15 protein-coding genes are annotated in these 24,241 nt (G+C 60.8%); 2 read left to right on the top strand and 13 right to left on the bottom strand.

From position 1 onward, the window contains the following. Positions 1 to 71: 71 nt before the first annotated feature. The 4 genes from alaS to B0H98_RS06850 all read right to left on the bottom strand — a co-directional run bounded on the left by alaS (position 72) and on the right by B0H98_RS06850 (position 5,008). Positions 72 to 2,681, bottom strand: coding sequence for an alanine--tRNA ligase (gene alaS, locus B0H98_RS06865; protein WP_106374332.1), 2,610 nt, complete (start codon positions 2,679 to 2,681; stop codon positions 72 to 74). A gap of 170 nt (positions 2,682 to 2,851) precedes the next feature. Further along, positions 2,852 to 3,313: a regulatory protein RecX gene (locus tag B0H98_RS06860; protein ID WP_106374331.1), complete on the bottom strand. Its 462-nt coding sequence runs from the start codon at positions 3,311 to 3,313 to the stop codon at positions 2,852 to 2,854. A gap of 5 nt (positions 3,314 to 3,318) precedes the next feature. After that, positions 3,319 to 4,386, bottom strand: coding sequence for a recombinase RecA (gene recA, locus B0H98_RS06855; RefSeq protein WP_106374330.1), 1,068 nt, complete (start codon positions 4,384 to 4,386; stop codon positions 3,319 to 3,321). 88 nt (positions 4,387 to 4,474) lie between these two features. Then, the gene (locus B0H98_RS06850; protein ID WP_106374329.1) at positions 4,475 to 5,008 is read right to left on the bottom strand and encodes a CinA family protein; all 534 of its coding nucleotides are present in this window, start codon (positions 5,006 to 5,008) and stop codon (positions 4,475 to 4,477) included. Positions 5,009 to 5,142: 134 nt separating this feature from the next. Here B0H98_RS06850 and mutS point away from each other — a divergent pair, with 134 nt between their 5' ends. After that, entirely contained in the window at positions 5,143 to 7,725 is a 2,583-nt protein-coding gene (mutS, locus tag B0H98_RS06845) for a DNA mismatch repair protein MutS (RefSeq protein WP_106374328.1), read from the top strand. A gap of 154 nt (positions 7,726 to 7,879) precedes the next feature. Further along, on the top strand, positions 7,880 to 8,203 hold the full coding sequence (gene fdxA, locus B0H98_RS06840) for a ferredoxin FdxA (protein ID WP_106374327.1): 324 nt from the start codon (positions 7,880 to 7,882) through the stop codon (positions 8,201 to 8,203). A 215-nt stretch (positions 8,204 to 8,418) separates the two neighbouring features. Here the strand turns inward: fdxA and B0H98_RS06835 are convergent, their stop codons facing one another. The 9 genes from B0H98_RS06835 to B0H98_RS06795 all read right to left on the bottom strand — a co-directional run bounded on the left by B0H98_RS06835 (position 8,419) and on the right by B0H98_RS06795 (position 24,237). Then, positions 8,419 to 9,810, bottom strand: coding sequence for an L-cystine transporter (locus tag B0H98_RS06835; protein ID WP_106374326.1), 1,392 nt, complete (start codon positions 9,808 to 9,810; stop codon positions 8,419 to 8,421). A gap of 584 nt (positions 9,811 to 10,394) precedes the next feature. Further along, positions 10,395 to 11,684 (bottom strand): phosphopyruvate hydratase, encoded by a 1,290-nt coding sequence (gene eno, locus B0H98_RS06830; protein ID WP_106374325.1) that lies wholly within the window; start codon positions 11,682 to 11,684, stop codon positions 10,395 to 10,397. A 58-nt stretch (positions 11,685 to 11,742) separates the two neighbouring features. Beyond that, positions 11,743 to 12,618, bottom strand: a complete 876-nt coding sequence (gene kdsA / locus B0H98_RS06825) for a 3-deoxy-8-phosphooctulonate synthase (RefSeq protein ID WP_106374324.1) — start codon at positions 12,616 to 12,618, stop codon at positions 11,743 to 11,745. 9 nt (positions 12,619 to 12,627) lie between these two features. Next, on the bottom strand, positions 12,628 to 14,283 hold the full coding sequence (locus B0H98_RS06820) for a CTP synthase (RefSeq protein WP_106374323.1): 1,656 nt from the start codon (positions 14,281 to 14,283) through the stop codon (positions 12,628 to 12,630). 242 nt (positions 14,284 to 14,525) lie between these two features. Beyond that, positions 14,526 to 15,944 carry an FAD-dependent oxidoreductase gene (locus tag B0H98_RS06815; RefSeq protein WP_106374322.1) on the bottom strand — a complete coding sequence of 473 codons (1,419 nt, stop codon included), beginning with the start codon at positions 15,942 to 15,944 and terminating at the stop codon, positions 14,526 to 14,528. Between the two features lie 34 nt (positions 15,945 to 15,978). Beyond that, entirely contained in the window at positions 15,979 to 20,421 is a 4,443-nt protein-coding gene (gene gltB / locus B0H98_RS06810; protein ID WP_106374321.1) for a glutamate synthase large subunit, read from the bottom strand. Between the two features lie 452 nt (positions 20,422 to 20,873). After that, positions 20,874 to 21,980, bottom strand: coding sequence for a 3-dehydroquinate synthase (gene aroB / locus B0H98_RS06805; protein WP_106374320.1), 1,107 nt, complete (start codon positions 21,978 to 21,980; stop codon positions 20,874 to 20,876). Next, on the bottom strand, positions 21,977 to 22,543 hold the full coding sequence (aroK, locus tag B0H98_RS06800; protein ID WP_106374319.1) for a shikimate kinase AroK: 567 nt from the start codon (positions 22,541 to 22,543) through the stop codon (positions 21,977 to 21,979). The genes aroB and aroK overlap by 4 nt, the downstream gene beginning before the upstream one ends. Further along, positions 22,543 to 24,237 carry a type IV pilus secretin PilQ gene (locus B0H98_RS06795; RefSeq protein WP_106374318.1) on the bottom strand — a complete coding sequence of 565 codons (1,695 nt, stop codon included), beginning with the start codon at positions 24,235 to 24,237 and terminating at the stop codon, positions 22,543 to 22,545. Before B0H98_RS06795 ends, aroK begins: the two co-directional genes overlap by 1 nt. Between the last annotated feature and the right edge of the window lie 4 nt (positions 24,238 to 24,241).

Genomic DNA, 24,241 nt, shown 5'->3' with positions numbered 1-24,241 from the left:
TGGAGGATGAAACGTAATTTATATTAAGTTGGCAAAAGGCCGGTTGCAGATAATGCCACCGGCCTTTTTGTTTAGCTAAGTATATCTGCAAGCCACGCGGGAACGCTCTCCAACGCCTCGGGCAGCGCTTCTGGCTGGCTGCCCCCTGCCTGAGCCATGTCCGCGCGACCACCGCCCTTGCCGCCCACTTGCGAGGCCACATGATTGACCAGCTCGCCGGCCTTGACGCGTCCGGTCAAGTCCTGGGTAACGCCGGCAATCAGGCTGACCTTGCCCGCCGCCTGATCCGCCACGCCCAGGATGATCACGCCGGAGCCGATCTTGTTCTTGAGCTGATCGAGCACGCCGCGCAGATCCTTGCCTGAAACGCCTTCCAGCTGGGTAGCCAAAAGCTTCACGCCGTTGACGTCACGCGCCTGGCTCAGCATGTCGCTACCTGCAGCGCTCGCCAGCTTGGCTTTCAGCTGCTCAAGCTCCTTCTCCAGGCTGCGGTTACGCTCGACCAGCGACTCGACACGCGCCTCGACCTGCTCTGGCTTGGTCTTCAGGCGCTCGCCCAGGCGCTGTACGCGGGCTTCCTGCTCACGGAAGTAGGTCAGCGCATTCTCGCCGGTGATCGCCTCGATCCGGCGTACGCCGGAGGCAATCCCCACTTCGCTGACCACGTGGCAGCAGCCGATGTCGCCACTTCTGGCCACGTGGGTGCCGCCACACAGCTCGATCGAGAAGTCGTCGGCACCAATGGTGAGTACGCGAACGTTGTCGGCATACTTGGCTTCAAACAGCGCCGCCGCGCCTTTGGCCTTGGCCTGTTCCAGGCTCATCTGTTCAACCCGGGTCGCCGCATTGGCCAGAATCTGCTCGTTCACCAGCCGCTCGACTTCCTCCAGCTGCTCGGCACTCATCGGCTCGAAGTGGCTGAAGTCAAAGCGCAGGCGCTCGGCATTCACGAGCGAGCCTTTCTGCTGCACGTGATCGCCGAGCACCATGCGCAGCGCCTGGTGGAGAAGGTGGGTAGCCGAGTGGTTGCGAATGGTGGCAGCCCGCAGGCTGGCATCCACTTCACCACGCACGTTGGCGCCGACGTCAAGCGCGCCTTCCACCATGATGCCCTGGTGAAGGTGGTGACCGCTCTGCTTCTGGGTATCGGTTACCTGGAAACGCCCGCCCTCTATGTGCAGGTAGCCGGTATCGCCTACCTGGCCACCAGACTCGCCGTAAAACGGCGTGCGGTCCAGCACGACAGTTCCCTTCTGGCCGGCTTCCAGCGCGGCCAGAGCGTTACCTTCACTGTCCAGCAGCGCAACGACCTTGGCCTGATCTTCCAGACGCTCGTAGCCGGTAAAGTCGGTAGTGCCGTCAAGCTCGATATTGGCGCTGTAGTCGGCGCCAAACTGGCTGGCCGCCCGGGCACGTTCGCGCTGGGCTTCGAGCTCACGCTGGAAGCCTTCCTCGTCGAGGGTTACGCCGCGCTCGCGGCATACATCCGCAGTCAAATCGAACGGGAAGCCGTAGGTATCGTAAAGCTTGAACACGGTTTCGCCGGACAGCACGTCACCATCAAGCTCTTCAAGGGCAGCGTTCAACAGGCCCATGCCGTGATCCAGCGTGCGGGCGAACTGCTCTTCCTCTTTCAGCAGTACGCGGGCGATCTGGGCACTCGCGTCACGCAGCTCCGGGTAGGCGTCGCCCATTTCGGCATCCAGCGCGTCTACCAGAGTATGGAAGAACGGCTTGGTGGCACCCAGCTTGTGGCCGTGGCGGATGGCCCGGCGAATGATACGCCGCAATACATAGCCGCGACCTTCGTTGGAAGGCAGCACGCCATCAGCGATCAAGAACGCGCAGGAACGGATATGGTCGGCAATGACGCGCAGCGAAGGGGCGGCGGTATCCGCATGGCCGGTCGCCTGGGCAGCGGCGGCCAGCAGGTTCTGGAACAGGTCGATCTCGTAGTTGGAGTGGACGCCCTGCATGACGGCGGCCACGCGCTCAAGACCCATACCGGTATCGATGGAGGGCTTGGGCAGCGGGTTCAGCGTGCCCTGGGCGTCACGATCGAACTGCATGAACACCAGGTTCCATATCTCGATATAGCGGTCGCCGTCTTCATCGGCGCTGCCGGGAGGCCCACCCCAGACGTCGGGGCCGTGATCGAAGAAGATTTCCGAGCTGGGGCCGCAGGGGCCGGTATCCCCCATCTGCCAGAAGTTGTCCTCATCCAGGCGGGAGAAGCGCTCGGGGTCGATGCCGATCTCGTCTTTCCAGATGCGCTCGGCTTCGTCGTCACTGATATGTACCGTGACCCAGAGCTTTTCCTTGGGCAGGCCCAGGGTTTCGGTCAGAAAGGTCCACGCAAAGCGGATGGCGTCGCGCTTGAAGTAGTCGCCGAAGCTGAAGTTGCCCAGCATCTCGAAAAAGGTGTGGTGGCGCGCGGTATAGCCGACGTTGTCCAGGTCGTTGTGCTTGCCGCCGGCGCGTACGCAGCGCTGGGCAGACGTTGCACGAACGTAGGGGCGCGGATCACGGCCAAGAAAGACATCCTTGAAAGGCACCATGCCCGCATTGGTGAACAGCAGCGTGGGGTCGTTACCTGGCACCAGCGAGCTGGTCGGGACGATGGTATGCCCCTGCTCTTCGAAGAAGGATAAAAAGGCCTGCCTGATCTCTGCGCTTTTCATAGGGTATCCGTAACAAGAAAGCATGATGCCCCAGGGCGCTGTCGCCGCTACCCGCTGGGGTCGCAAAAGCGCCATTATAGCGCAGTTGTCAAACGACTAAAGCGGCAGTTAGTGGCTGAAAGCTAAAGACGCAAGAGGTGATGAAGCCTTAATAGTGATGAAAGAAGGCTTTACAGGCAAGAGAGGGCGTAACGAATTTGTTCAAAATCGAAACCGCGTGCAGCGAGAAAACGCTCGCGTCGGGCACGCTCTTTGGGATTTTCACCCGGGGAGGAGAAGCGGCGTGCCAGGGTTTCCCTGGCCAGTTCGAACCAGTCCACGTTCTCGCTGGCTTCCACGCTTGCAAGCGCTTCGCTGAGAATGTCCTGATGTATGCCGCGCTGGCGAAGCTCGCCCTTGATGCGGATGACGCCCTGCCCACGCAGGATGCGTGAGCGCACGAAGCTTTCGGCGAAACGAACGTCGGATTGAAGCCCCTGCTCGGCAACGGTATCGAGGCACTCCTCGATATCCGCGCTCTCAAAGGCTTTCTGTCTAAGCTTTTGCGCAAGCTCGGCGCGAGAGTACTCGCGCCGAGCCAGCAGCTGAACCACTATCTCGCGTGGGGTTGCATCACGTGAGGCGCCGAACATGAGTGTTACAGCAGATCGTCGTCAGCATCGGCATCGGCAGCTACATCAGCTGCGGGTGCTTCTTCTGCCTTTGGATCGGCCTTGGCCAGCAGTTGATCACGGATCTGGCTTTCGATCTCTTCCATGATCTCAGGATGCTCTTCAAGGTACTGAGCGGCGTTCGCCTTGCCCTGACCAATCTTGCTGCCCTTGTAGCTGTACCAGGCGCCGGCCTTGTCGACCAGGTTGCACTGCACGCCAAGGTCCACCACCTCACCGGCATGGTAGATGCCCTTGCCGTACAGGATCTGGAATTCGGCCTGACGGAACGGGGGGGCCACCTTGTTCTTGACCACTTTCACGCGGGTCTCGTTACCGGTGACTTCATCGCCGGACTTGACCGAGCCGGTGCGACGAATGTCCAGACGCACACTCGAGTAGAACTTCAGCGCGTTACCACCGGTGGTGGTTTCCGGGCTTCCGAACATGACGCCGATCTTCATGCGGATCTGGTTGATGAAGACCACCAGGCAGTTGGCATTCTTGATGTTGCCGGTAATTTTACGCAGTGCCTGAGACATCAAGCGCGCCTGCAGGCCAACGTGGGAGTCGCCCATCTCGCCTTCGATCTCGGCGCGCGGGGTCAGTGCGGCCACGGAATCGATGATAATGACGTCGACACCGCCGGAGCGAACCAGCATGTCGGTGATTTCAAGCGCCTGCTCACCGGTGTCCGGCTGGGAAACCAGCAGGTCATCCAGATTGACACCGAGTTTTTCGGCATAGCTTGGGTCAAGCGCGTGCTCGGCATCCACGAAAGCACACACCTTGCCCTGCTTCTGCGCCTGGGCGATCACCGAGAGCGTCAGCGTAGTTTTACCCGAGGATTCCGGGCCGTAGATTTCCACCACCCGGCCAAAGGGCAGGCCGCCAATGCCAAGCGCGATATCCAGCCCCAGAGAGCCGGTGGATACTGACGGCATCACGACGCGGGGCGCGTCGCCCAGGCGCATTACCGTGCCTTTGCCGAACTGGCGATCAATTTGGCTAAGTGCGGCGTTTAGCGCTTTCGTACGATTGTCATCCTGAGCCATGCAAACACCCTCATAACAGACTGTATAATTAACCAGTATTATGCCAAAAATTCGTCGCTAAACAAATCCTCAACGCGGTTTTTAACGATTATTTCCTGGCAGACCCTGCCGCCCAGGTATCCAGACGCGCCACCAAACCGGCCAGCGCCTCGCGTACGGCCTGCTCACGCACGGCCTGACGGTCACCGGGGAAATAAAAACATTCGGCTTCCTGAAAGCTGGCATCGCCCCAGGCAAGCCATACCGTGCCCACGGGTTTGTCATCCGTGCCGCCATCAGGGCCTGCGACGCCACTGGCGGCCACCCCAAGCTGGGCGCCGCTATCCTGGCAGGCGCCAGCCACCATGGCCTTGACCACGGCTTCACTTACCGCGCCATGCGCTTGTAGTGTAGCCTCTGGCACGCCAACCAGTCGGGTTTTCGCCGCGTTGGCGTAGGTGACATAGCCTGTGGTGAAGTACGCCGAGCTGCCTGGCGTCGAGGTAATGGCGCAGGCTATGCCGCCGCCGGTACACGACTCCGCCGTGGTGATGTCTATATCCAGCTTACGGCAAAGCTTTCCAAGGCGCTGCGCCAACAGGGAAAGATCGAGATTCTTGAGGCTGGACACGCTGGGCGTCATGGCCGCTCCTTCATGTAAGATATCAGTCAGCGTAGAATACTGCGTTTAGCTTTCTCAACGAAATTGCGCAACGAATTTGCCCAGGAACATGCCGTGAGTCGAAACGACTTGCGCTACGCTCAATCAGGACGCCCATGTCACAGGCCATCCCCGCCAACACGCCAATGATCACCCAGTATCTCAAGATCAAGCGCGAACATCCCGAAGTCCTTCTGTTTTATCGGATGGGCGACTTTTACGAGCTCTTTTTTGACGATGCCAGGCGTGCCGCAGCGCTTCTGGATATCACCCTGACCCAGCGTGGCCAGTCCGGCGGCAAGCCGATTCCCATGGCCGGTGTGCCCTATCATAGCGCCGAAGGCTATCTCGCCCGCCTGGTAGCCACCGGTGAATCGGTGGCCATCTGTGAGCAGATTGGCGACCCGGCCACCAGCAAAGGCCCGGTGGAGCGCCAGGTGGTGCGTATCGTTACCCCCGGCACGCTGCACGACGAGGCGCTGCTGGACGCCCGGCGCGACAACGTGCTGGTCTCCCTGGCCCCTGGCCACGACCGCTGGGGGCTTGCCTGGCTCGAACTCTCCAGTGGGCGCTTCAGCGTGCTGGAAGTCGAGAGCGAAGCCGAGATGCTGGCCGAGCTGACCCGCCTTTCGCCTGCCGAACTGCTGGTGCCGGAAAGCCTGACGCTGCCGGACGTGTGGGCGCAAAAGCGCAGCCTGCGCCGTCAGGGCGAATGGCTTTTTGACCTGGAAAGCGCCAACCGCAGCCTGTGCGACCAGTTCGAAGTCAAGGATCTGCGCGGATTTGGCTGCGCCCACCTGAGCACGGCGCTAGTGGCCGCTGGCGTGCTGATTGATTACGCCCGCGATACCCAGCGCTCGCGCCTGCCCCACGTCACTGCCATCAGCGTCGAGAACCGCGACGACGCGGTCGTGATCGATGGCGCCAGCCGGCGCAATCTGGAAATTGACATCAACCTTGGCGGCAGCACGGACAACACCCTTGCAAGCGTCTTGGACACCTGCACCACCGCCATGGGCTCGCGCCTTCTGAAACGCTGGCTGAACCGGCCACTGCGCCAGCGCGACATCGTGCAGGGCCGCCAGGCAGGGGTTGCCCTGCTTGGCCTTGACGCGGCGTACATGGCCCTGCGCGAAACGCTCAACGACGTGGGTGATGTCGAACGTATCCTTGCCCGGGTCGCGCTCTACAGCGCCCGCCCGCGGGATCTGGCACGCCTGCGCGACGCGCTGAATACGCTACCTGATCTCGAGCAGCTGCTGGGCGACATCGAGCATGGCAGCGCGCTGGACAACCTGCGCCCGCATGTACGCCCCTACCCCGAGCTTGCCGAAACGCTCAGCCGCGCGCTGATCGAGAATCCGCCGGTGGTAATCCGCGACGGCGGCGTGATTGCCGATGGCTTTGATGCCGAGCTCGACGAGCACCGCGGCATGGCCGAAAACGCCGGCAGCTATCTGGTTCAGCTGGAGCTTCGCGAGCGTGAGCGCACCGGGCTTGCCAACCTGAAGGTCGGCTACAACCGCGTACACGGCTACTTTATCGAGCTGCCGCGCTCTCAGGCTCAGCAGGCGCCGGCTGACTACATCCGTCGCCAGACGCTGAAAAACGCCGAACGCTTCATCATTCCCGAACTCAAGGAGTTCGAGGACAAGGCGCTTTCCGCCAAGTCCCGCGCCCTCACTCGGGAAAAGTGGCTGTACGACCGTCTGCTGGGCGAACTCAACGGGCTGCTAGCAGAGCTTCAGGCCACCTCGCGCGCGCTTGCCGAGCTTGACGTGCTGTGCGCCTTTGCCGAACGCGCCGAAGCGCTCAACTGGGTACGCCCGACGCTAAGCGATGCCACCGGCATTACCATCACTGCCGGGCGCCATCCGGTGGTCGAGCAGGTCAGCGACAAGCCTTTCGTGCCCAACGACGTGACGCTCACCCCCGAGCAGCATATGCTGGTGATTACCGGCCCCAACATGGGCGGTAAATCGACCTACATGCGCCAGACGGCCCTGATCGCGCTGCTGGCTCACAGCGGCAGCTTCGTGCCCGCCGATGCCGCCGACATCGGCCCCATCGACCGGATTTTCACCCGGATTGGTTCATCAGACGATCTGGCCGGCGGGCGCTCGACGTTCATGGTCGAGATGACCGAAACCGCCAATATCCTGCATAACGCCACCGAGCACAGCTTGGTGCTGATGGACGAGATCGGCCGCGGCACCAGCACCTTTGACGGGCTTTCCCTTGCCTGGGCAAGCGCTGAGCATCTGGCGCGGGCACGGGCACTGACCCTGTTTGCCACTCACTACTTTGAAATGACCGCCCTGCCGGAACAGGCCGAGGGCGTGGCCAATATCCATTTGACCGCCACCGAGCACGGCGACACCATCGTGTTCATGCACCGTATCGAGGCTGGCCCGGCAAGCCAGAGTTACGGCTTGCAGGTCGCCCAGCTGGCCGGGGTGCCCACCCACGTGATCAAACGCGCCCGAGAAAAGCTGATGGCGCTTGAACAGCGTGATGTCGATACCCACCAGACGCTATCTGCTGCCCAGGCGCCACACACGCCATCGGCACCCCAGCAGAACGATCTGTTTGCCAGCGCCCCGCATCCGGTCATTGACGCGCTTGAGCGGGCCGATGTTGACGACTTGTCGCCCCGTGAGGCGCTGGCACTGATCTATCAGTGGCGCGATCTGCTGTAATTGGTTCAGAAACGGGGCAAGAGCTTGCCGTGAGGTATGGGCGCTACTAGAATACCGCCCATACTTTTTAGCTTATAAAAAACGGCTGTTTTATAACCATTCACGATTGACCATGACCGGGACGCATCCCCGGTCCCGCAAGAGGGATAGCGCGATGACGTTTGTCGTTACCGAAAACTGCATCCAATGCAAATACACTGACTGTGTAGAGGTTTGCCCGGTCGACTGCTTTTACGAAGGCCCCAACTTCCTGGTGATCCACCCGGATGAGTGCATCGACTGCGCCCTGTGCGAGCCCGAATGCCCCGCCGAGGCGATATTCTCGGAAGACGAGCTGCCCGAGGGGCAGGAGCAGTTTACCGAGATCAACGCCGAACTGGCCGAGGTATGGCCCAACATCTCGGAAAAGAAGGACGCCCTGCCCGACGCCGAAGAGTGGGATGGCAAGACCGGCAAGCTCGAGAAGCTCGAGCGCTGACAAGACGGCGCAAGGGTATTTTCGAAGAACCAGCGTCCGCGCTGGTTTTTTTATGCCCCAAAAGCAGAAGAGCCACCCGGAGGCAGCTCTTCTGCGTTACAGAACGTACCTGTGAGGACATGCCTGTGAGGACGTGCCTGTCAGGACGTGCCTGTCAGGACGTGCCAGTCAGGACGTGCCTGTCAGGACGTGCCAGTCAGGACGTGCCTGTCTGACTAGACGCTTTTCGGCTCGCCCAGCTCGTCGTCGCTGGAATCGAAGACCGCGCTGTCGTGCTGACCAAGCAGCCGGCTGGTCACCGTGCCCGCGGTCATCGAGCCGTTGACATTGATCGCCGTACGGCCCATGTCGATCAGCGGCTCGATGGAGATCAAAAGGCCCGCCAGGGCAATGGGTAGGTCGAGCGTCGAAAGCACGATGATGGCCGCAAAGGTCGCCCCGCCGCCGACACCGGCAATGCCGAAGGAGGCAAGCGTCACCACCAGCACCAGCGTTGCCAGAAACTCGAACGACAGCGGGTCGATTCCCACGGTGGGAGCAATCATCATCGCCAGCATCGCAGGATACAGGCCCGCACAGCCGTTCTGACCAATCGTTGCGCCAAAGGAGGCGGCAAAGTTGGCAATCGCAGGCGGCACGCCAATGCGGCTTACCTGGGCTTCGATATTCAGCGGAATCGTGGCCGCACTGGAGCGTGAGGTAAAGGCGAAGGTAAGCACCGGCCATACCTTGTGGAAATAGCGTAGCGGGTTGACGCCAACACCCATCAAGAACAGCGCGTGCATGACCAGAATCAGCGTCAGGCCCACGTAGGAGGCCACCACGAAGCCAAGCAGGCCGAGAATATCGCCTAGATCGGAGGTAGAAACCACCTTGGTCATCAGCGCCATGACACCATAAGGCGTCAGGCGAATTACCATGCGGACCAGGCGCATGATCCACTTCTGTACCAGATCGATGCCTTCAATCAGCTTGTCGCCAAGCGCGGGGCTTTCCCGCCTGATGCCCAGTGCCGCCAGGCCCAGGAAGGTGGCAAAGATCACGACGCTGATGATGGACGTCGGGCGCGCGCCGGCCAGATCCTGAAACGGATTGGCGGGAATGAATGAAAGTAGCAGTTGCGGTACGCTCAGGTCCGCCACCTGTGCGCTGCGCTCGATAATGGCCTGCCCACGCTCGAGTTCGCGCGCCCCCTGCACCAGCCCCTCGGCGGAAAGACCGAACAGCTGAGTCATGCTGATACCGATGACGGCCGAGATCGCGGTTGTGATCATCAGCATGGCCAGCACCCCCAGGCTGATCTTGCCCAGCGCACTGGCATCATGCAGCCTTGTAACCGCCGAGAGAATGGTCACCAGCACCAGCGGCATGATGATCATCTTCAGCAGCTGGACATAGCCACCGCCGACCAGATTGACCCAGTCGATGGTGCCTTCAAGCACCGCTGAATCCGCAAACAGCCACTGTAGCAGCGCGCCCAGACCAACCCCGATCACCAGGCCCACCAGCACCACCTTCGAAAGGCTTGCGCCGCTTCGCTGCCAGCGCGCCAGCAGCGCGATGGCCAACGCAAAGATCAACACGTTGATCGTAACCAACCCAAGCATATTTACCGTCTCCCCTAAACTAAAAAAACGGCACATCAATGATGTACCGCTGTCGTCAGCCTGGTGTAAAACCTAGCCTGCTAACGCTTGCGCGCCATGGTAAGTAATAGCAGCGTGGAATAAAAATGTATTTTACTTATAACCTAATAATCTTTTTCACGAATCGACCATTTTTCATGCATAAAAAAGGCGGCCCGTAGGCCGCCCGCTCCAAGCACTTCCTCTGACCACTCCCTGTGTCAAACTCCTCAGGCAACTTCCTTACCAAGGCTCACATCAATGTGGCACCCGGCGTACCTGCCTACACCCCGTTGCATTGCATCCTGTCTAAAGCATCCCTGCCTCCCCTGTCCTGTGTGCATTGTGGCAGATACCGGTGTCTTCTCAAGCGGCACAAAACGCAAAAAGCGAGCCTTCAAGGCTCGCTTTCTGAAAAAAAGTAACAATCAATCAATAACTTGAAGTATAGCTAACCAGAAATTTCACTATTTCTTACCCCAAACCGAGCGATTCTCGTCGGCATTTGTAAGAAATGTCTTACAATTTTTTGAGACATCTCTTACACCGGAGGCAAAAACAGCCCTTTACTGGCCCTTGATAGCCTTGCGCCCCGGATAGGTAACCTCGCCAAGTTCCGCTTCAATCACCAGCAGGCGGTTATACTTGGCAACCCGGTCAGAGCGGCACAGCGAGCCGGTCTTGATCTGGCCGGCACAGGTACCCACCGCCAAATCGGCAATGGTGGTATCTTCGGTTTCGCCCGAGCGATGGGAAATGACCGCAGTGAAACCGGCATCCTGAGCCATCTTGATCGCATCCAGCGTTTCCGACAGCGAGCCGATCTGGTTGAACTTGATCAGAATCGAGTTACCGATCTTCTCGTCGATACCGCGCTTGAGGATTTTCGTGTTGGTGACGAACAGATCGTCGCCCACCAGCTGCACCTTGTCGCCGAGCTTGTCGGTCAGCGCCTTCCAGCCGTCCCAGTCGGACTCATCCATGCCGTCTTCGATGGAGACGATCGGATACTCGTCGCACAGACCCGCCAGATAGTCGGTGAAGCTCTGAGCGTCGTAGCTCTTGCCTTCACCGGACAGGTTGTACTGGCCATCCTTGTAGAACTCTGAAGAGGCACAGTCGAGCGCCAGGGTGATATCTTGACCCAGCGTGTAGCCTGCATCCGCCACGGCCTGCTTGATGACCGCCAGCGCGTCTGCATTAGACGCCAGGTCCGGCGCGAAGCCGCCTTCATCGCCAACGGCGGTCGATAGTCCCTTGGCAGAGAGCACCTTTTTCAGCGCGTGGAAGATTTCCGCACCCATGCGCAGGCCTTCGCGGAAATTCTTGGCGCCCACCGGCTGCACCATGAACTCCTGGATATCCACGTTATTATCCGCGTGCTCGCCGCCGTTGATGATGTTCATCATGGGGACAGGCATGCTGTACTGGCCCGGCTGGCCGTAAAGCTCGGCGATGTGCGCGTAAAGCGGTACGCCCTTGGCGTTGGCAGCCGCCTTGGCCGCGGCCAGGGACACCGCCAGAATGGCGTTGGCGCCCAGGTTCGCCTTGTTCTCGGTAGCGTCGAGGGCCAGCATGGCATCATCCAGGCCACGCTGGTCGCGTGCATCCATACCCAGCAGCGCATCACGAATCTTGCCATTGACCGCTTCAACCGCCTTCAGGACACCCTTGCCAAGGTAGCGCGCCTTGTCGCCGTCACGCAGCTCGAGCGCCTCGCGTGAACCGGTGGAAGCACCGCTTGGCGCGCAGGCCTCGCCTACTGCCCCGCTTTCCAGGCGCACGCGCGCCTGTACCGTCGGGTTACCACGCGAATCGAGTACTTCCAGTGCACTGATATCTACAATTTTGGTCATGGCAGTGTCCTTGGTTGTCGGTCTAATAGAAGATTGAGTGCCGCAGGGGTGGCCGCGATCAATTAATGGTCAGCGGCGCGAAATTCTTCACCAGTGAATCCAGTTGGGAAAGTTGGGTCAAGAACGGCTCGAGCTGATCAAGCGGCAGTGCGCAAGGCCCATCGCACTTGGCGTTGTCCGGGTCCGGGTGGGCTTCCAAAAAGAGCCCTGCAAGTCCTACGGCCACACCTGCCCGAGCAAGTTCCGCCACCTGGGCGCGTCGGCCGTCGGCGCTGTCCGCCCGCCCACCGGGGCGCTGAAGCGCGTGGGTGACATCGAAAAACAGCGGATAGCCGGTCTGCTTCATGTCACCAAAGCCGAGCATGTCCACGACCAGGTTGTTGTAGCCGAAGCTTGCGCCGCGCTCACAGAGCATCAGGCGGTCGTTACCCGCTTCCTGAAACTTCTGGATGATATGGCGCATCTCGTGCGGGGCCAGAAACTGCGGTTTCTTGATATTGATCGCAGCACCCGTCTTGGCCATGGCCACCACAAGATCCGTCTGACGCGCCAGGAAGGCGGGCAGCTGGATGATATCGGCCACTTCCGCCGCGGGTGCCGCCTGCCAGGGTTCGTGCACATCGGTGATGATCGGCACGCCATGGCGCGACTTGATGTCGGCCAGAATCTGCAGGCCTTTCTCGAGCCCCGGGCCGCGGTAGGAGTTGATGGAGCTGCGGTTGGCCTTGTCAAAGCTTGCCTTGTACACATAAGGCATGCCGAGCTTGTTCGTCACATCGACGTAAGCACTGGCAACTTCATCGGCAAGCTCTGCCGACTCCAGCACGTTCATGCCACCCAGCAGCATCAGCGGCAAAGAATTGCCGGCGGTTAGGCCGGCAATGGTGATATGACGCTCTTCAGACGGCATTTGTAACGGTACTTGAGAAGCCATCGCTCCCCCTTATTCCTGAGGTGTCGCGTGGGCCCGGGCGCGGGCCGCCTTGTGCTCGAGCGCGGCGTTGACAAAGCCCGAGAAGAGCGGATGCCCGTCACGCGGGGTAGAGGTAAATTCCGGGTGGAACTGACACGCCACGTACCAGGGGTGATCGGCAAGCTCGACCATTTCGACCAGAGACTGATCGACACTTTTACCCGAAATCACAAGCCCTGCCTGCTCCAGCTCGTCGATGAACTGGTTGTTCACCTCGAAGCGGTGACGGTGACGCTCGACGATTTCATCAGATCCGTAGGCTTCGCGCGCCTTGCTGCCGGACTTCAGATGGCATATCTGGCCGCCAAGGCGCATGGTGCCACCCAGGTCGGATGCCGCATCGCGCAGCTCGATCTTGCCTTCCTTGTTGATCCACTCGGTAATCAGACCGACCACCGGATGCTGTGTATCGTGAGTGAACTCGGTAGAGTTGGCATCTTTCCAGCCAGCCACGTTGCGCGCAAACTCGATCACCGCAACCTGCATGCCCAGGCAGATGCCCAGGTACGGCACGTTGTTTTCGCGGGCGAACTGGGCGGTCAGGATCTTGCCTTCCACGCCGCGCTCGCCAAAGCCGCCGGGTACCAGAATGGCGTCTTTACCCGCCAGGCGCTCGGTGCCGTGGCGCTCGATGTCCTCGGAGTCGATATAGTCGACGTTGACCTTGATGCGTCCTTGAATACCGGCATGAATCAGGGCTTCGTTGAGCGACTTGTAGGCATCCAGCAGTTCCATGTACTTGCCGACCATGGCAATGCTGACCGACTTCAGCGGGTTGAGCTTGGAGTCCAGCACCTTCACCCACTCGGAAAGATCGGCAGGTTCGGCTTCAAGGCGCAGCTTGTCGCAGACGATATCGTCGAGCCCGTGCTCGTGGAGCATCAGCGGAATGCGATAGATGGTATCGGCATCCTGCAAGGGCACCACGGCACGCTCTTCGACGTTGGTGAACAGCGCGATCTTGCGGCGCTCGCTCTCCTCGAGCTCGACTTCGCTGCGGCAGATCAAGATATCCGGCTGGATACCGATCGAGCGCAGCTCCTTGACGCTGTGCTGGGTGGGCTTGGTCTTGGTCTCGCCCGCCGTCTTGATATAGGGCACCAGCGTCAGATGCATGAACAGCGCACGGTTGGCGCCCTGCTCGCTTCTGATCTGACGGATCGACTCAAGAAACGGCAGTGATTCGATATCGCCCACGGTGCCGCCGATTTCCACCAGCGCCACGTCAAAGCCTTCACCGCCGGCGTAGACGCGCTGCTTGATTTCATCGGTGATATGCGGAATCACCTGCACCGTGCCGCCCAGGTAGTCGCCGCGGCGCTCCTTGCGCAGCACGTGCTCGTACACCCGGCCGGTGGTGAAGTTGTTGCCCTGGGTCATCTTGGTACGAATGAAGCGCTCGTAGTGGCCAAGGTCCAGGTCGGTTTCGGCGCCATCCTCGGTGACGAACACCTCGCCGTGCTGGAAGGGGCTCATGGTGCCCGGGTCCACGTTGATGTACGGGTCGAGCTTGAGCATGGTGACCTTAAGGCCGCGGGCCTCGAGAATCGCCGCCAGCGAGGCCGACGCGATGCCCTTGCCAAGAGAGGACACAACGCCGCCGGTCACGAAGATATATCGTGTCATGGAAAACCTGTCGAAACGTGATCAAAAGGCGTAACAGAAAGCCACACCAGGATGGGACGACAGAATAGCAGACTACGCCTTAAGGCTCAATTTGAACTGCCATGCCATCCTTCCTAATCGATCTGCCATCCCGTAGGAGCCCAATTCATTGGGCGAAGGAAGGCGCCACCCCAGGCAAGTCGCTGGCTAAAGCCTGCTCCTACGTATGCAACCAGGCCGTGATGGCACGGCCTGTTAACCGCTTAAACGCCCAGGTAGTTCATGATGCCTTCCGCTGCCTGACGGCCTTCATAGATTGCCGTGACCACCAGATCCGAGCCGCGCACCATGTCGCCGCCGGCAAAGATCTTCTCGTTGCTGGTCTGGAAGGCGTACTGGCCGTGCTCCGGGGCTTTCACCAGCTCGCGTTCGTCAAGGTCGATGCGCGAGCCTTCGAACCACGGCGCCGGGCTTGCCTGGAAGCCAAACGCGACTACCACCGCATCCGCGGGAATGATCTCTTCAGAGCCCGGCACCACCTCAGGACGCTGGCGGCCGTTCTCGTCGGGCTCGCCCAGGCGGGTGCGCACCACTTTCACGCCCTCGACCTTATCGTCGCCCACTACCGCCACCGGCTGGCGGTTGAACAGGAACTCGACGCCCTCTTCGCGCGCGTTGGCTACCTCACGGCGCGAACCGGGCATGTTGCCCTCATCGCGGCGGTAGGCGCAGGTCACGCTGGCCGCGTGCTGGCGAATGGAGGTGCGGTTGCAGTCCATGGCGGTATCGCCACCCCCAAGCACCACCACGCGCTTGCCTTCCATGGAGATATAGTCGTTCGCATCCTTCTCGAAACCCAGGCGGCGGTTGACGTTGGCAATCAGGAAGTCGAGCGCCTTGTACACGCCGGGCAGGTCTTCACCGGGGAAGCCGCCCTGCATGTACTTGTAGGTGCCCATGCCTAGAAAGACCGCGTCGTACTCCTGAAGCAGGGTGTCGAACTCGATATCGGTGCCGATTTCGGTATTCAGGCGGAACTCGACGCCCATCTCCTCGAATACCGCGCGGCGGCGCTCCATGACGTTCTTCTCGAGCTTGAACTCGGGAATACCGAAGGTCAAAAGGCCGCCAATTTCCGGGTACTTGTCAAAGACCACGGGCTTGACGCCGTTGCGCGCCAGGATGTCGGCACAGCCAAGCCCTGCCGGGCCCGCACCGATCACCGCCACTTTCTTGTCGGTCCATACCACCTTGGACATGTCCGGGCGCCAGCCCATGGCAAAGGCGGTGTCGGTGATGTATTTCTCGACCGAGCCGATGGTGACCGCGCCGAAGCCGTCATTGAGCGTACAGTCGCCTTCGCACAGACGATCCTGCGGGCACACGCGGCCGCACACCTCCGGCAGCGAGTTGGTCTTGTGGGAAAGCTCGGCGGCTTCGATGATATTGCCTTCCACCACCAGCTGCAGCCAGTTGGGAATATAGTTATGTACCGGGCATTTCCACTCGCAGTACGGATTGCCGCAGTGCAGGCAGCGGTGCGCCTGGCTTGCCGCATCAGTGGGCTTGAACGGCTCGTAGATCTCGGCAAATTCCTTGGCGCGGGTATGGGCCGGCTTTTTCTGCGGGTCCATACGCCCCACATCGACGAACTGGAAGTCGTTATTCAAACGGTTAGCCATGTCTTCTCTCCTCTCAGCGTAGGGTCACGGGCGGTTATTGCGGCTGACGCCGAGATTGATCCAGCAGACTGCCAAGGCTTGCCGCTTTTGGCTTCACCAGCCAGAAGTGGCGCAGGTAGTCGCCGAAATCTTCCAGAATGGCCGCGCCACGGCTGGAGCCTGTTTCTTCCACATAGGTGGTAATCAGCTCGCGAAGGTGGCGACGATACGCCTCCATGGCTTCGGTACTGATACGATGAATCTCGACCAGCTCGTGGTTGTACTTGTCCACGAAGGTACGATCTTCATCCAGCACGTAGGCAAACCCACCCGTCATGCCCGCGCCGAAGTTGACGCCGGTTTCGCCAAGTACACATACAAGGCCGCCGGTCATGTACTCGCAGCAGTGATCGCCGGCACCTTCAATGACCGCCGTGGCGCCGGAGTTGCGCACCCCGAACCGCTCGCCGGCAGTACCCGCGGCAAACAGCGTGCCGCCCGTTGCGCCGTAAAGGCAGGTGTTGCCGATAATGGCCGTCTTGTGGCTCTCAAACTGGCTGACCTTGGGCGGCACGATCACGATGCTGCCGCCGTTCATGCCCTTGCCCACGTAGTCGTTGGCATCGCCTTCGAGATACAGGTTCAGGCCACGAGCGTTCCACACCCCAAAGCTCTGCCCGGCCACGCCGGTAAAGCGTGCGGTCACCGGCGCGCTCTCAAGCCCCTCATCGCCGTAGCGCTTGGCAATGGCGCCGGAGGTCAGCGCGCCCACGCTGCGGTCGCAGTTGGTAATGGTAAAGCTGAACTCACCGCCGGACTGGCTCTCGATGGCCTCTTTCAATGCCGCAAGCACTTCCTGGTTCTTGGCGCCCGGGTCGTGAGGCACGTTGCGGCTCACGGTGCAGAACTGCGGCGCATCCGCCGGCACGAAGTCGTTGGCCAGCAGCGGCATCAGATCCAGCTTGCGCTGGCTTGCGGTATTGCCTTCCAGCACTTCCAGCAGGTCGGTGCGCCCGATCAGGTCAGTCAACTGGCGCACGCCCAGCAGGGCCATCAATTCACGCACTTCTTCGGCGATAAAGCGGAAGTAGTTCTTGACCATGTCCACGGTGCCACGGAAGTGTTCGCCGCGCAGGAAGTCATCTTGCGTGGCCACGCCGGTAGCGCAGTTGTTCAGGTGACAGATACGCAGGAACTTGCAGCCCAGCGCGACCATCGGCGCGGTGCCGAAGCCAAAGCTTTCCGCCCCCAGAATCGCCGCCTTGACGACGTCCAACCCGGTTTTCAGGCCGCCGTCGGTCTGCAGGCGAATCTTGTCGCGCAGACCGTTGATACGCAGCGCCTGATGCACCTCGGGAAGCCCCAGCTCCCAGGGCGACCCCGCATGCTTGATGGAGGTCAACGGGCTTGCCGCCGTGCCGCCGTCGTAACCGGAGACAGTGATCAGGTCGGCATAGGCCTTGGCAACGCCGGTGGCGATGGTGCCGATGCCCGGCTCGGACACCAGCTTGACCGACACCTGGGCTTCCGGATTGACCTGCTTTAGATCGAAGATCAGCTGCGCCAAGTCTTCGATGGAGTAGATATCATGGTGCGGCGGCGGTGAAATCAGCGTGACGCCAGGCACCGCGTGGCGCAGACGAGCGATCAGTGCGTTGACCTTGCCGCCGGGCAGCTGGCCACCCTCGCCGGGCTTGGCGCCCTGGGCCACCTTGATCTGCAGCACTTCGGCGTTGACCAGATAGGCGGGCGTAACCCCGAAACGGCCGGAAGCGATCTGCTTGATCTTGGAGCTGCGAATGGTGCCGTAACGGGCCGGGTCTTCACCGCCTTCACCGGAGTTGGAGCGGCCACCGGCCTCGTTCATGGCCTGGGCCAGCGCTTCATGCGCCTCTGGGGACAGCGCGCCCAGCGACATGCCCGCGCTGTCAAAGCGTGGCAGCAGCGCATCGATTGGCTCGACGTCTTCCAACGGCACCGGCGTTTCAGCCGCCTTGAGCGTGAGCAGATCGCGGATGGTCGCCACGGGACGCTCGTTCACCAATTGCGCGAATTTTTTCCACTTGGCGTAGCTGCCTTCCTGAACGGCGGCCTGCAGCGTCTTTACCACATCAGGGTTGTAGGCATGGTATTCATGGCCGTGCACGTACTTGAACATTCCCCCCTGAGAAATGCCCTTGCGGGGAATCCAGGCGTCTCGTGCCAGCAGCTCTTGCTGCATCTGCAGCTCGGCAAAGCCTGCCCCCTGAATGCGCGAGGCCATACCCGCAAAACAGGTGTCCATGACGTCATCAGAAAGCCCCACCGCCTCGAACAGCATCGAGCCGCGGTAGGAGGCGAGCGTGGAGATGCCCATCTTGGAGAGAATCTTGAACAGCCCCTTCTGCAGCCCCTTGCGGTAGTTTTCGCGACCATCCGCCGGATTGCCGGTCAGCTCGCCCACGCGATGCATGTCCGCCATGACCTGATAGGCAAGCCACGGGTAGACGGCGGTGGCACCCACGCCGAACAGCACCGCCATCTGGTGGGCGTCGCGGGCGTAGCCGGTTTCCACGATGATGTTGGCGTTCGGGCGCAGCGTCAGACGGCCCAGGTGGGTGTGTACCGCGCCCACGGCCAGCGCCGCCTGAAGGGGAATCTGCCCTCTGGGCAGGTCGGCATCGGTCAGTACCAGCAGCACCTTGCCCGCCTTGACCTGGGCTTCGGCTTCCTGGCAAAGCGCCGTCAGCGCCTGCTTGAGGCTCTGCTGCTCCGGGTCGTAACCCATTACCAGCGTATGGCTGGCAAAGGCCGGATCGTCCTGGCTGACCAGCGCGGTAAACTTGCGCGGCGAAAGCACGGGCGTGGTCAGAATCAGGCGATGCGCGTGCTCCGGCGTTGCCTTGAATACGTTGAGCTCCGCCCCGCAGCAGGTTTCCAGCGACATCACGATCGCTTCGCGCAGCGGATCGATGGGCGGGTTGGTGACCTGGGCAAACTTCTGGCGGAAGAAATCGGTCAGCAGACGCGGACGGCTAGAAAGCACCGCCATCGGCGTGTCATCGCCCATGGAACCCACGGCTTCCTGACCGCTTTCCGCGAGCGGACGCAGTACCTGGTCACGCTCTTCGAATGTCACCTGGAACATCTTCTGCTGCACGTTGAGCGCGTCGGTATCCATGGACTGGAAGCGCGCAAGCTCGGTGAGCGCCGACTCGAGATAGTTGGCTTCCTGCTTGAGCCAGCGCTTGTAGGGGTAGGCGGACTTCAAGCGGTCATCAATATCCTGGGTATGCAGCACTTCACCGGTCTGGGTGTCGACGGCGAGCATTTGCCCCGGTCCAACGCGCCCCTTGGCCACCACGTCTTCGGGCTTGTAGCCGTAGGTGCCCACTTCCGAGGCAAGCGTAATATAGCCGTTCTTGGTGATCACCCAGCGCGCCGGGCGCAGGCCGTTGCGGTCGAGCATGCACACAGCCTGGCGGCCGTCGGTCATGACCACGCCGGCGGGGCCGTCCCAGGGCTCCATGTGCATGGAGTTGTATTCGTAGAAGGCGCGAAGCTCGGCGTCCATGGTTTCGACGTTCTGCCAGGCCGGCGGCACCATCATACGCACGGCGCGGTGCAGCTCCATACCGCCGGTCAACAGCACTTCGAGCATGTTATCCATGCTCGAGGAGTCGGAGCCTGTGGTATTGACGATTTCATCGAGCTTGTCGATATCCGGCAGACGCTCGTTGACGAAGTTGGCCTTGCGCGAGTTGGCCCAACCGCGGTTGGCCTCGATGGTGTTGATCTCGCCGTTATGCGCCAGCAGGCGGAACGGCTGGGCCAGCGGCCAGCGCGGCGCGGTATTGGTCGAGAAGCGCTGGTGGAATACGCAGATCGCGGTTTCCAGGCGCGGGTCGTTCAGGTCCTTGTAGAAGGCCGGAAGGTCTTCCGGCATCACCAGGCCTTTATAGGAGACGACTTCCGAGGAGAGCGAGGCCACGTAAAAGTCTTCTTCGCGCTTCAGCGCCTGCTCGGCATAGCGGCGAGCCATGAAGAGATCCACGGTGAACTGTTCGCTGTTACCGGGCTCGACAAACACCTGCTCGATACGGGGCAGACAATCAAGCGCCATGGGGCCGCAAACGCTTGAGTCGGTGGGCACGACGCGCCAGCCCGCCACGTGAAGGCCGCGGGCACTCAGCTCGCGCTCGACGGTGTCACGCGCCTCAACGGCCCGAGCATCGTCGTTGGGCAGGAACACAACGCCCACCGCGAACTGCTCGCCAAGCGCGGCGCCCAGTGCTTCCTGGGCAGCTTCGCGCATGAACTGGGTGGGCATCTTGAGCAGCAGCCCGCAGCCATCACCGGTTTTGCCGTCGGCGGCGATACCGCCGCGGTGGGTCATGCAGGTCAGCGATTCAATCGCCGTTTTCAGCAGATCGTGACTGGCCTGCCCTTCCATATGGGCGATAAGGCCAAAGCCGCAGTTATCGCGAAACTCGCCAGGCTGGTGAAGACCTCTATTCATGGGCGTGCCTCTAGTCAAGGTGTTTTATTAGCAGCGTTCTTATGGTTTAATAGCAGGTTTTTCTTTTTTTAAAGCCTTTTTAACCCGCCTGGAATAGGGCGCTCGCCCGGTCCGCTGCCGCATGAAAATGGTCGCTCAGCATAGCGATTCGCCTACCTGTCGCGCAATCACCCGACACCCGCCAATGCAAGAAACCCTTTTCAAATCCAGCATTTGCAACACAGCACATGACAAAAAAGACATACAGTTCAAGGACTTGCATATTGATAAAACGCTATTTCAACGAAAAACCAAACCCATTGAACTTTAGTCTAACAACACACTTTACCCCCATGCCGATAACGCATAACTCATGCTGATTACATTATGACCAATTATCTAACACTGTTCTAAAAACGCGAAAACCCGCCAATCGGCGGGTTTTATAAAAACAGTGCTGCTTTACAGACGGGTTACGCGCGCGGGTAGCCGTCGATAAGCTCGCACAGCAACGCTTCAGAGGTAGTGTCATCAATGCAGGCATCGCCGATGGCATCGAGCAGCACCAGGCGCAGCCTGGCATCCACATTTTTCTTGTCCAGGCGCATACGGACGAGAAAGTCGTTACTGCCCATGCCCGCCGGGGCCGCCAGCGGCAGCCCGGCACTTTCGATCACCGCCTGAGCGCGCTTCAGGTCGGCGGTACTGATAAAGCCCAATCGCTCGGAGAGCGTAGCCGCCATGGCCATCCCGGCGCCCACTGCTTCACCATGCAGCCAGTTGCCGTAACCCTGGTGCGCCTCGATGGCGTGACCAAAGGTATGCCCCAGGTTCAACAGCGCGCGAACGCCCTGCTCGGTTTCATCGTCAGCGACGATATCGGCCTTGATCTGGCAACTGCTGGCGATGGCTTCGATCACGGCCTCAGGGCTTATCTGGCGCAGTGCCGCCATGTTCTCCTCAAGCCAGCTCAGAAACGCCTCGTCGCGTATCAGCCCATACTTGATGACCTCGGCAAGGCCTGCCGAAAGCTCGCGGCCCGGCAAGGTGGCAAGCGTTGCGATATCGATCAGCACCGCCCGGGGCTGCCAGAATGCGCCAATCATGTTCTTGCCGAGCGGGTGGTTGACGCCGGTCTTGCCGCCGACAGACGAGTCCACCTGAGAAAGCAGCGTCGTAGGCACTTGAATAAAGGCCACACCCCGCTGATAGGAGGCGGCCGCGTAGCCAACCATATCGCCGATGACACCCCCACCTAACGCTACCAGCGTACAGCGCCGGTTGAAGCCTGCCTCCAGCAGGGCATCCCAGATGCGCCCGACCTGCTCGATACTCTTGTACTGCTCGCCGTCCGGCAGAATAACGGTGCGTACGTCGAACTCATCAGGCAGGGTAGCGCAGAGCGTTTCCAGATAGAGCGGGGCGATGGTTTCATTGGTGACTACCATTACCTGCTTGCCCGCCAGGTAGGGCACGAGCGCCTGCGGGTCGCTCAAGAGTCCGGCGCCAATATGGATCGGGTAGCTGCGGTCGCCCAGGGCTACATCAAGCGTACGCTGGGCCGTGGCGGGTCGAGTCATGGAGAAACCTTTGAGTTGAGCGCATCGACGCTTTCCAGCGGGTCGAGCATCCGGTGTACCCGGCGCAGGATTTCATTGACCACTGCGCGCGGGCTGCGACGGTCGGTGCGTACGGTAATATCGGATGTGGCGCGGTAGAGCGGGTCGCGGGCGGCAAACATGTCGATCAGCACCTGCTCACGGTTGGCACACTGCAGAAGCGGCCGGTTTCTATCCTTCGCGGTGCGCTTGAGCTGCTGGTCCACCGTGGTCATCAGATAGACGACCGTGCCGCGCTCGCGCAGCGCGCGGCGGTTCTCTTCACGCAGCACCGCCCCGCCGCCGGTAGCCACCACTACGCTTGAAAGACGGGTAAGCTCGTCGATCATCTGAATTTCGCGCTGACGAAAGCCGCCCTCGCCCTCTACATCGAATATCCAGGGAATGTCCGCACCACAGCGGTCCTGAATGGCGTGGTCGCTGTCATAAAACGTGCGCGCAAGCTCACCTGCCAGCAGGCGGCCTATCGTGCTTTTACCAGCCCCCATGGGGCCGATCAGAAAAAGGTTGGGTAAATCCTGCATCAGCGAACCGCCAAGCCGTCGTCAAGTAGTCGTGGAGTAATAAAGACTAACAACTCTACCTTCTCATTGCTCTCTTCGGTATACCGAAACAGCCGCCCAAGCCAAGGAATATCACCCAGAAGCGGTGTTTTGGCCATTTGACTGAGTTGCTCGGTGGTCAAGATACCGCCCAGCACCACCGTCTGGCCATTATCCACCAGCACCTGAGTCTCGATCTGGTTGGTATCGATAGGCGGCTCGCCGCCAAATCCGGACTCCCGAAAGCTGTCATTCTTGATGACCAGGTCCATGATAATACGATTATCCGGCGTAATCTGCGGCGTGACTTCAAGCGAAAGCTCCGCCTCCTTGAACTGGGTATCCGGATTACCCTGCACATCCACGCTTTGAAACGCCCGCTCTTCGCCCTGGCGAATGATCGCCGTGCGCTGGTTGGCAGTAATGACCCGCGGCTGCGAAATGGTCTGGCTCTTGCCTTCGCTCTCCAGCGCTCTGAGCTCCAGGTCGAGCAGAATATCGCCGGATAAATAGCCAAAGCTGAAGCCGGTGCCAGGCCCGGAAGGTGCGCCAAGGTCAACGGCCAGCCCGCCGCGCGCCCGGTTCAGGCCGCCCGGGTTGATGTTGCGCGGACCAAAATTGCCGTTCTCCGCTGCCTGAAAGCCGCGCGTGCTGGAGGCGCCCCAGTTAACCCCAAGCTCCCGGGAGGCGGTGTCCCGGGCAATCACGATGCGCGCCTCGATCTGCACCTGACGCACCGGCACGTCGAGTCGCGCAAGCGTACCCATGATGCTCTGCACCTGTTCGGGGGTATCCTGAATCAGCAGGGCATTGGTTCGGGGGTCCACGCTGATCCGCCCGCGCTCGGTCAATAACCCGAAGCCGTCAGCGCCGCGCACCAGGGGCGCAAGCTCCTCGGCGCGGGCGTATCTTATCTCGATCAGCTCATCCACCAGCGGGGCAAGCGCCTCCTGCTGACTCAAACTATCCATCTCCTGGCGCTCAAGCTCGGCAAGCTCCCCTGCCGGCGACACCAGAATGACGTTGTCATGCTCACGGCTGGCAAGCCCCTGGGTGTGTAGAATCAGCGCAAGTGCTTGATCCCAGGCCACCTCGTTCAGGTTCAGAGTGATACGCCCGGTTACACTGTCGCTTACGATCAGGTTCATGTCGGTGAACTCGGCAAGCCGTGCCAGCACGGCGCGTATGTCCATGTCCTGCACGTTCAGGCTCAGCTTTTCACCGCTGAAGCGCGTCGGCTCGCCAGCCCCTGCGGCAGGGCGCGGCCTTTCACCCTGCAGGCGTTGAGTCAGCGCTGAAGAGGGCTCGCGCAGGGTAATCTGAAGCTTGTCATCAGCCGTTTGCACGGTGTAGTCCAGCGGCCTGGCCAGCCCCACGACCAATCGGGTACGGCTGGCGTCTTCCACTACGCTGATACGCCCAACGCCCGCCTGGCCCACCCCGATATGGCGCTGGCCCAGGCCGTTTTGCGTATCGGCAAGATCCAGCATCAATTGCGGCGGGTCCTCAAGGCGATAGCCCTGAAGCGCCGCTACGCCCCCGCTGAACTGAAGCTCCAGCCTGACCTCGCTATCGCTTACCCGGTGCACATCAATGGCGGTGAGTATGGATGCCATGGCCGCGCAAGGCATCAGCAGTAAAACCACCAGCGCTACTCGATTCATCCATGCGGCCATGGCG

Source organism: Vreelandella songnenensis, from assembly GCF_003002925.1.
Taxonomy (GTDB): Bacteria; Pseudomonadota; Gammaproteobacteria; order Pseudomonadales; family Halomonadaceae; genus Vreelandella; species Vreelandella songnenensis.
Note: the sequence above shows the minus strand (reverse complement) of the source record. Positions and strands in the feature narration are given on the sequence as shown.

Excerpts from the sequence above, each read along its gene's own strand:
- eno (WP_106374325.1), bottom strand. The coding sequence starts at position 11,684 with ATGACCAAAATTGTAGATATCAGTGCACTGGAAGTACTCGATTCGCGT.
- aroK (WP_106374319.1), bottom strand. The coding sequence starts at position 22,543 with ATGCAGGATTTACCCAACCTTTTTCTGATCGGCCCCATGGGGGCTGGT.
- mutS (WP_106374328.1), top strand. The coding sequence starts at position 5,143 with ATGTCACAGGCCATCCCCGCCAACACGCCAATGATCACCCAGTATCTC.
- B0H98_RS06815 (WP_106374322.1), bottom strand. The coding sequence starts at position 15,944 with ATGGCTAACCGTTTGAATAACGACTTCCAGTTCGTCGATGTGGGGCGT.
- recA (WP_106374330.1), bottom strand. The coding sequence starts at position 4,386 with ATGGCTCAGGATGACAATCGTACGAAAGCGCTAAACGCCGCACTTAGC.
- alaS (WP_106374332.1), bottom strand. The coding sequence starts at position 2,681 with ATGAAAAGCGCAGAGATCAGGCAGGCCTTTTTATCCTTCTTCGAAGAG.
- B0H98_RS06860 (WP_106374331.1), bottom strand. The coding sequence starts at position 3,313 with ATGTTCGGCGCCTCACGTGATGCAACCCCACGCGAGATAGTGGTTCAG.
- B0H98_RS06835 (WP_106374326.1), bottom strand. The coding sequence starts at position 9,810 with ATGCTTGGGTTGGTTACGATCAACGTGTTGATCTTTGCGTTGGCCATC.
- aroB (WP_106374320.1), bottom strand. The coding sequence starts at position 21,980 with ATGACTCGACCCGCCACGGCCCAGCGTACGCTTGATGTAGCCCTGGGC.
- B0H98_RS06795 (WP_106374318.1), bottom strand. The coding sequence starts at position 24,237 with ATGGCCGCATGGATGAATCGAGTAGCGCTGGTGGTTTTACTGCTGATG.
- B0H98_RS06820 (WP_106374323.1), bottom strand. The coding sequence starts at position 14,283 with ATGACACGATATATCTTCGTGACCGGCGGCGTTGTGTCCTCTCTTGGC.
- B0H98_RS06850 (WP_106374329.1), bottom strand. The coding sequence starts at position 5,008 with ATGACGCCCAGCGTGTCCAGCCTCAAGAATCTCGATCTTTCCCTGTTG.
- kdsA (WP_106374324.1), bottom strand. The coding sequence starts at position 12,618 with ATGGCTTCTCAAGTACCGTTACAAATGCCGTCTGAAGAGCGTCATATC.
- gltB (WP_106374321.1), bottom strand. The coding sequence starts at position 20,421 with ATGAATAGAGGTCTTCACCAGCCTGGCGAGTTTCGCGATAACTGCGGC.
- fdxA (WP_106374327.1), top strand. The coding sequence starts at position 7,880 with ATGACGTTTGTCGTTACCGAAAACTGCATCCAATGCAAATACACTGAC.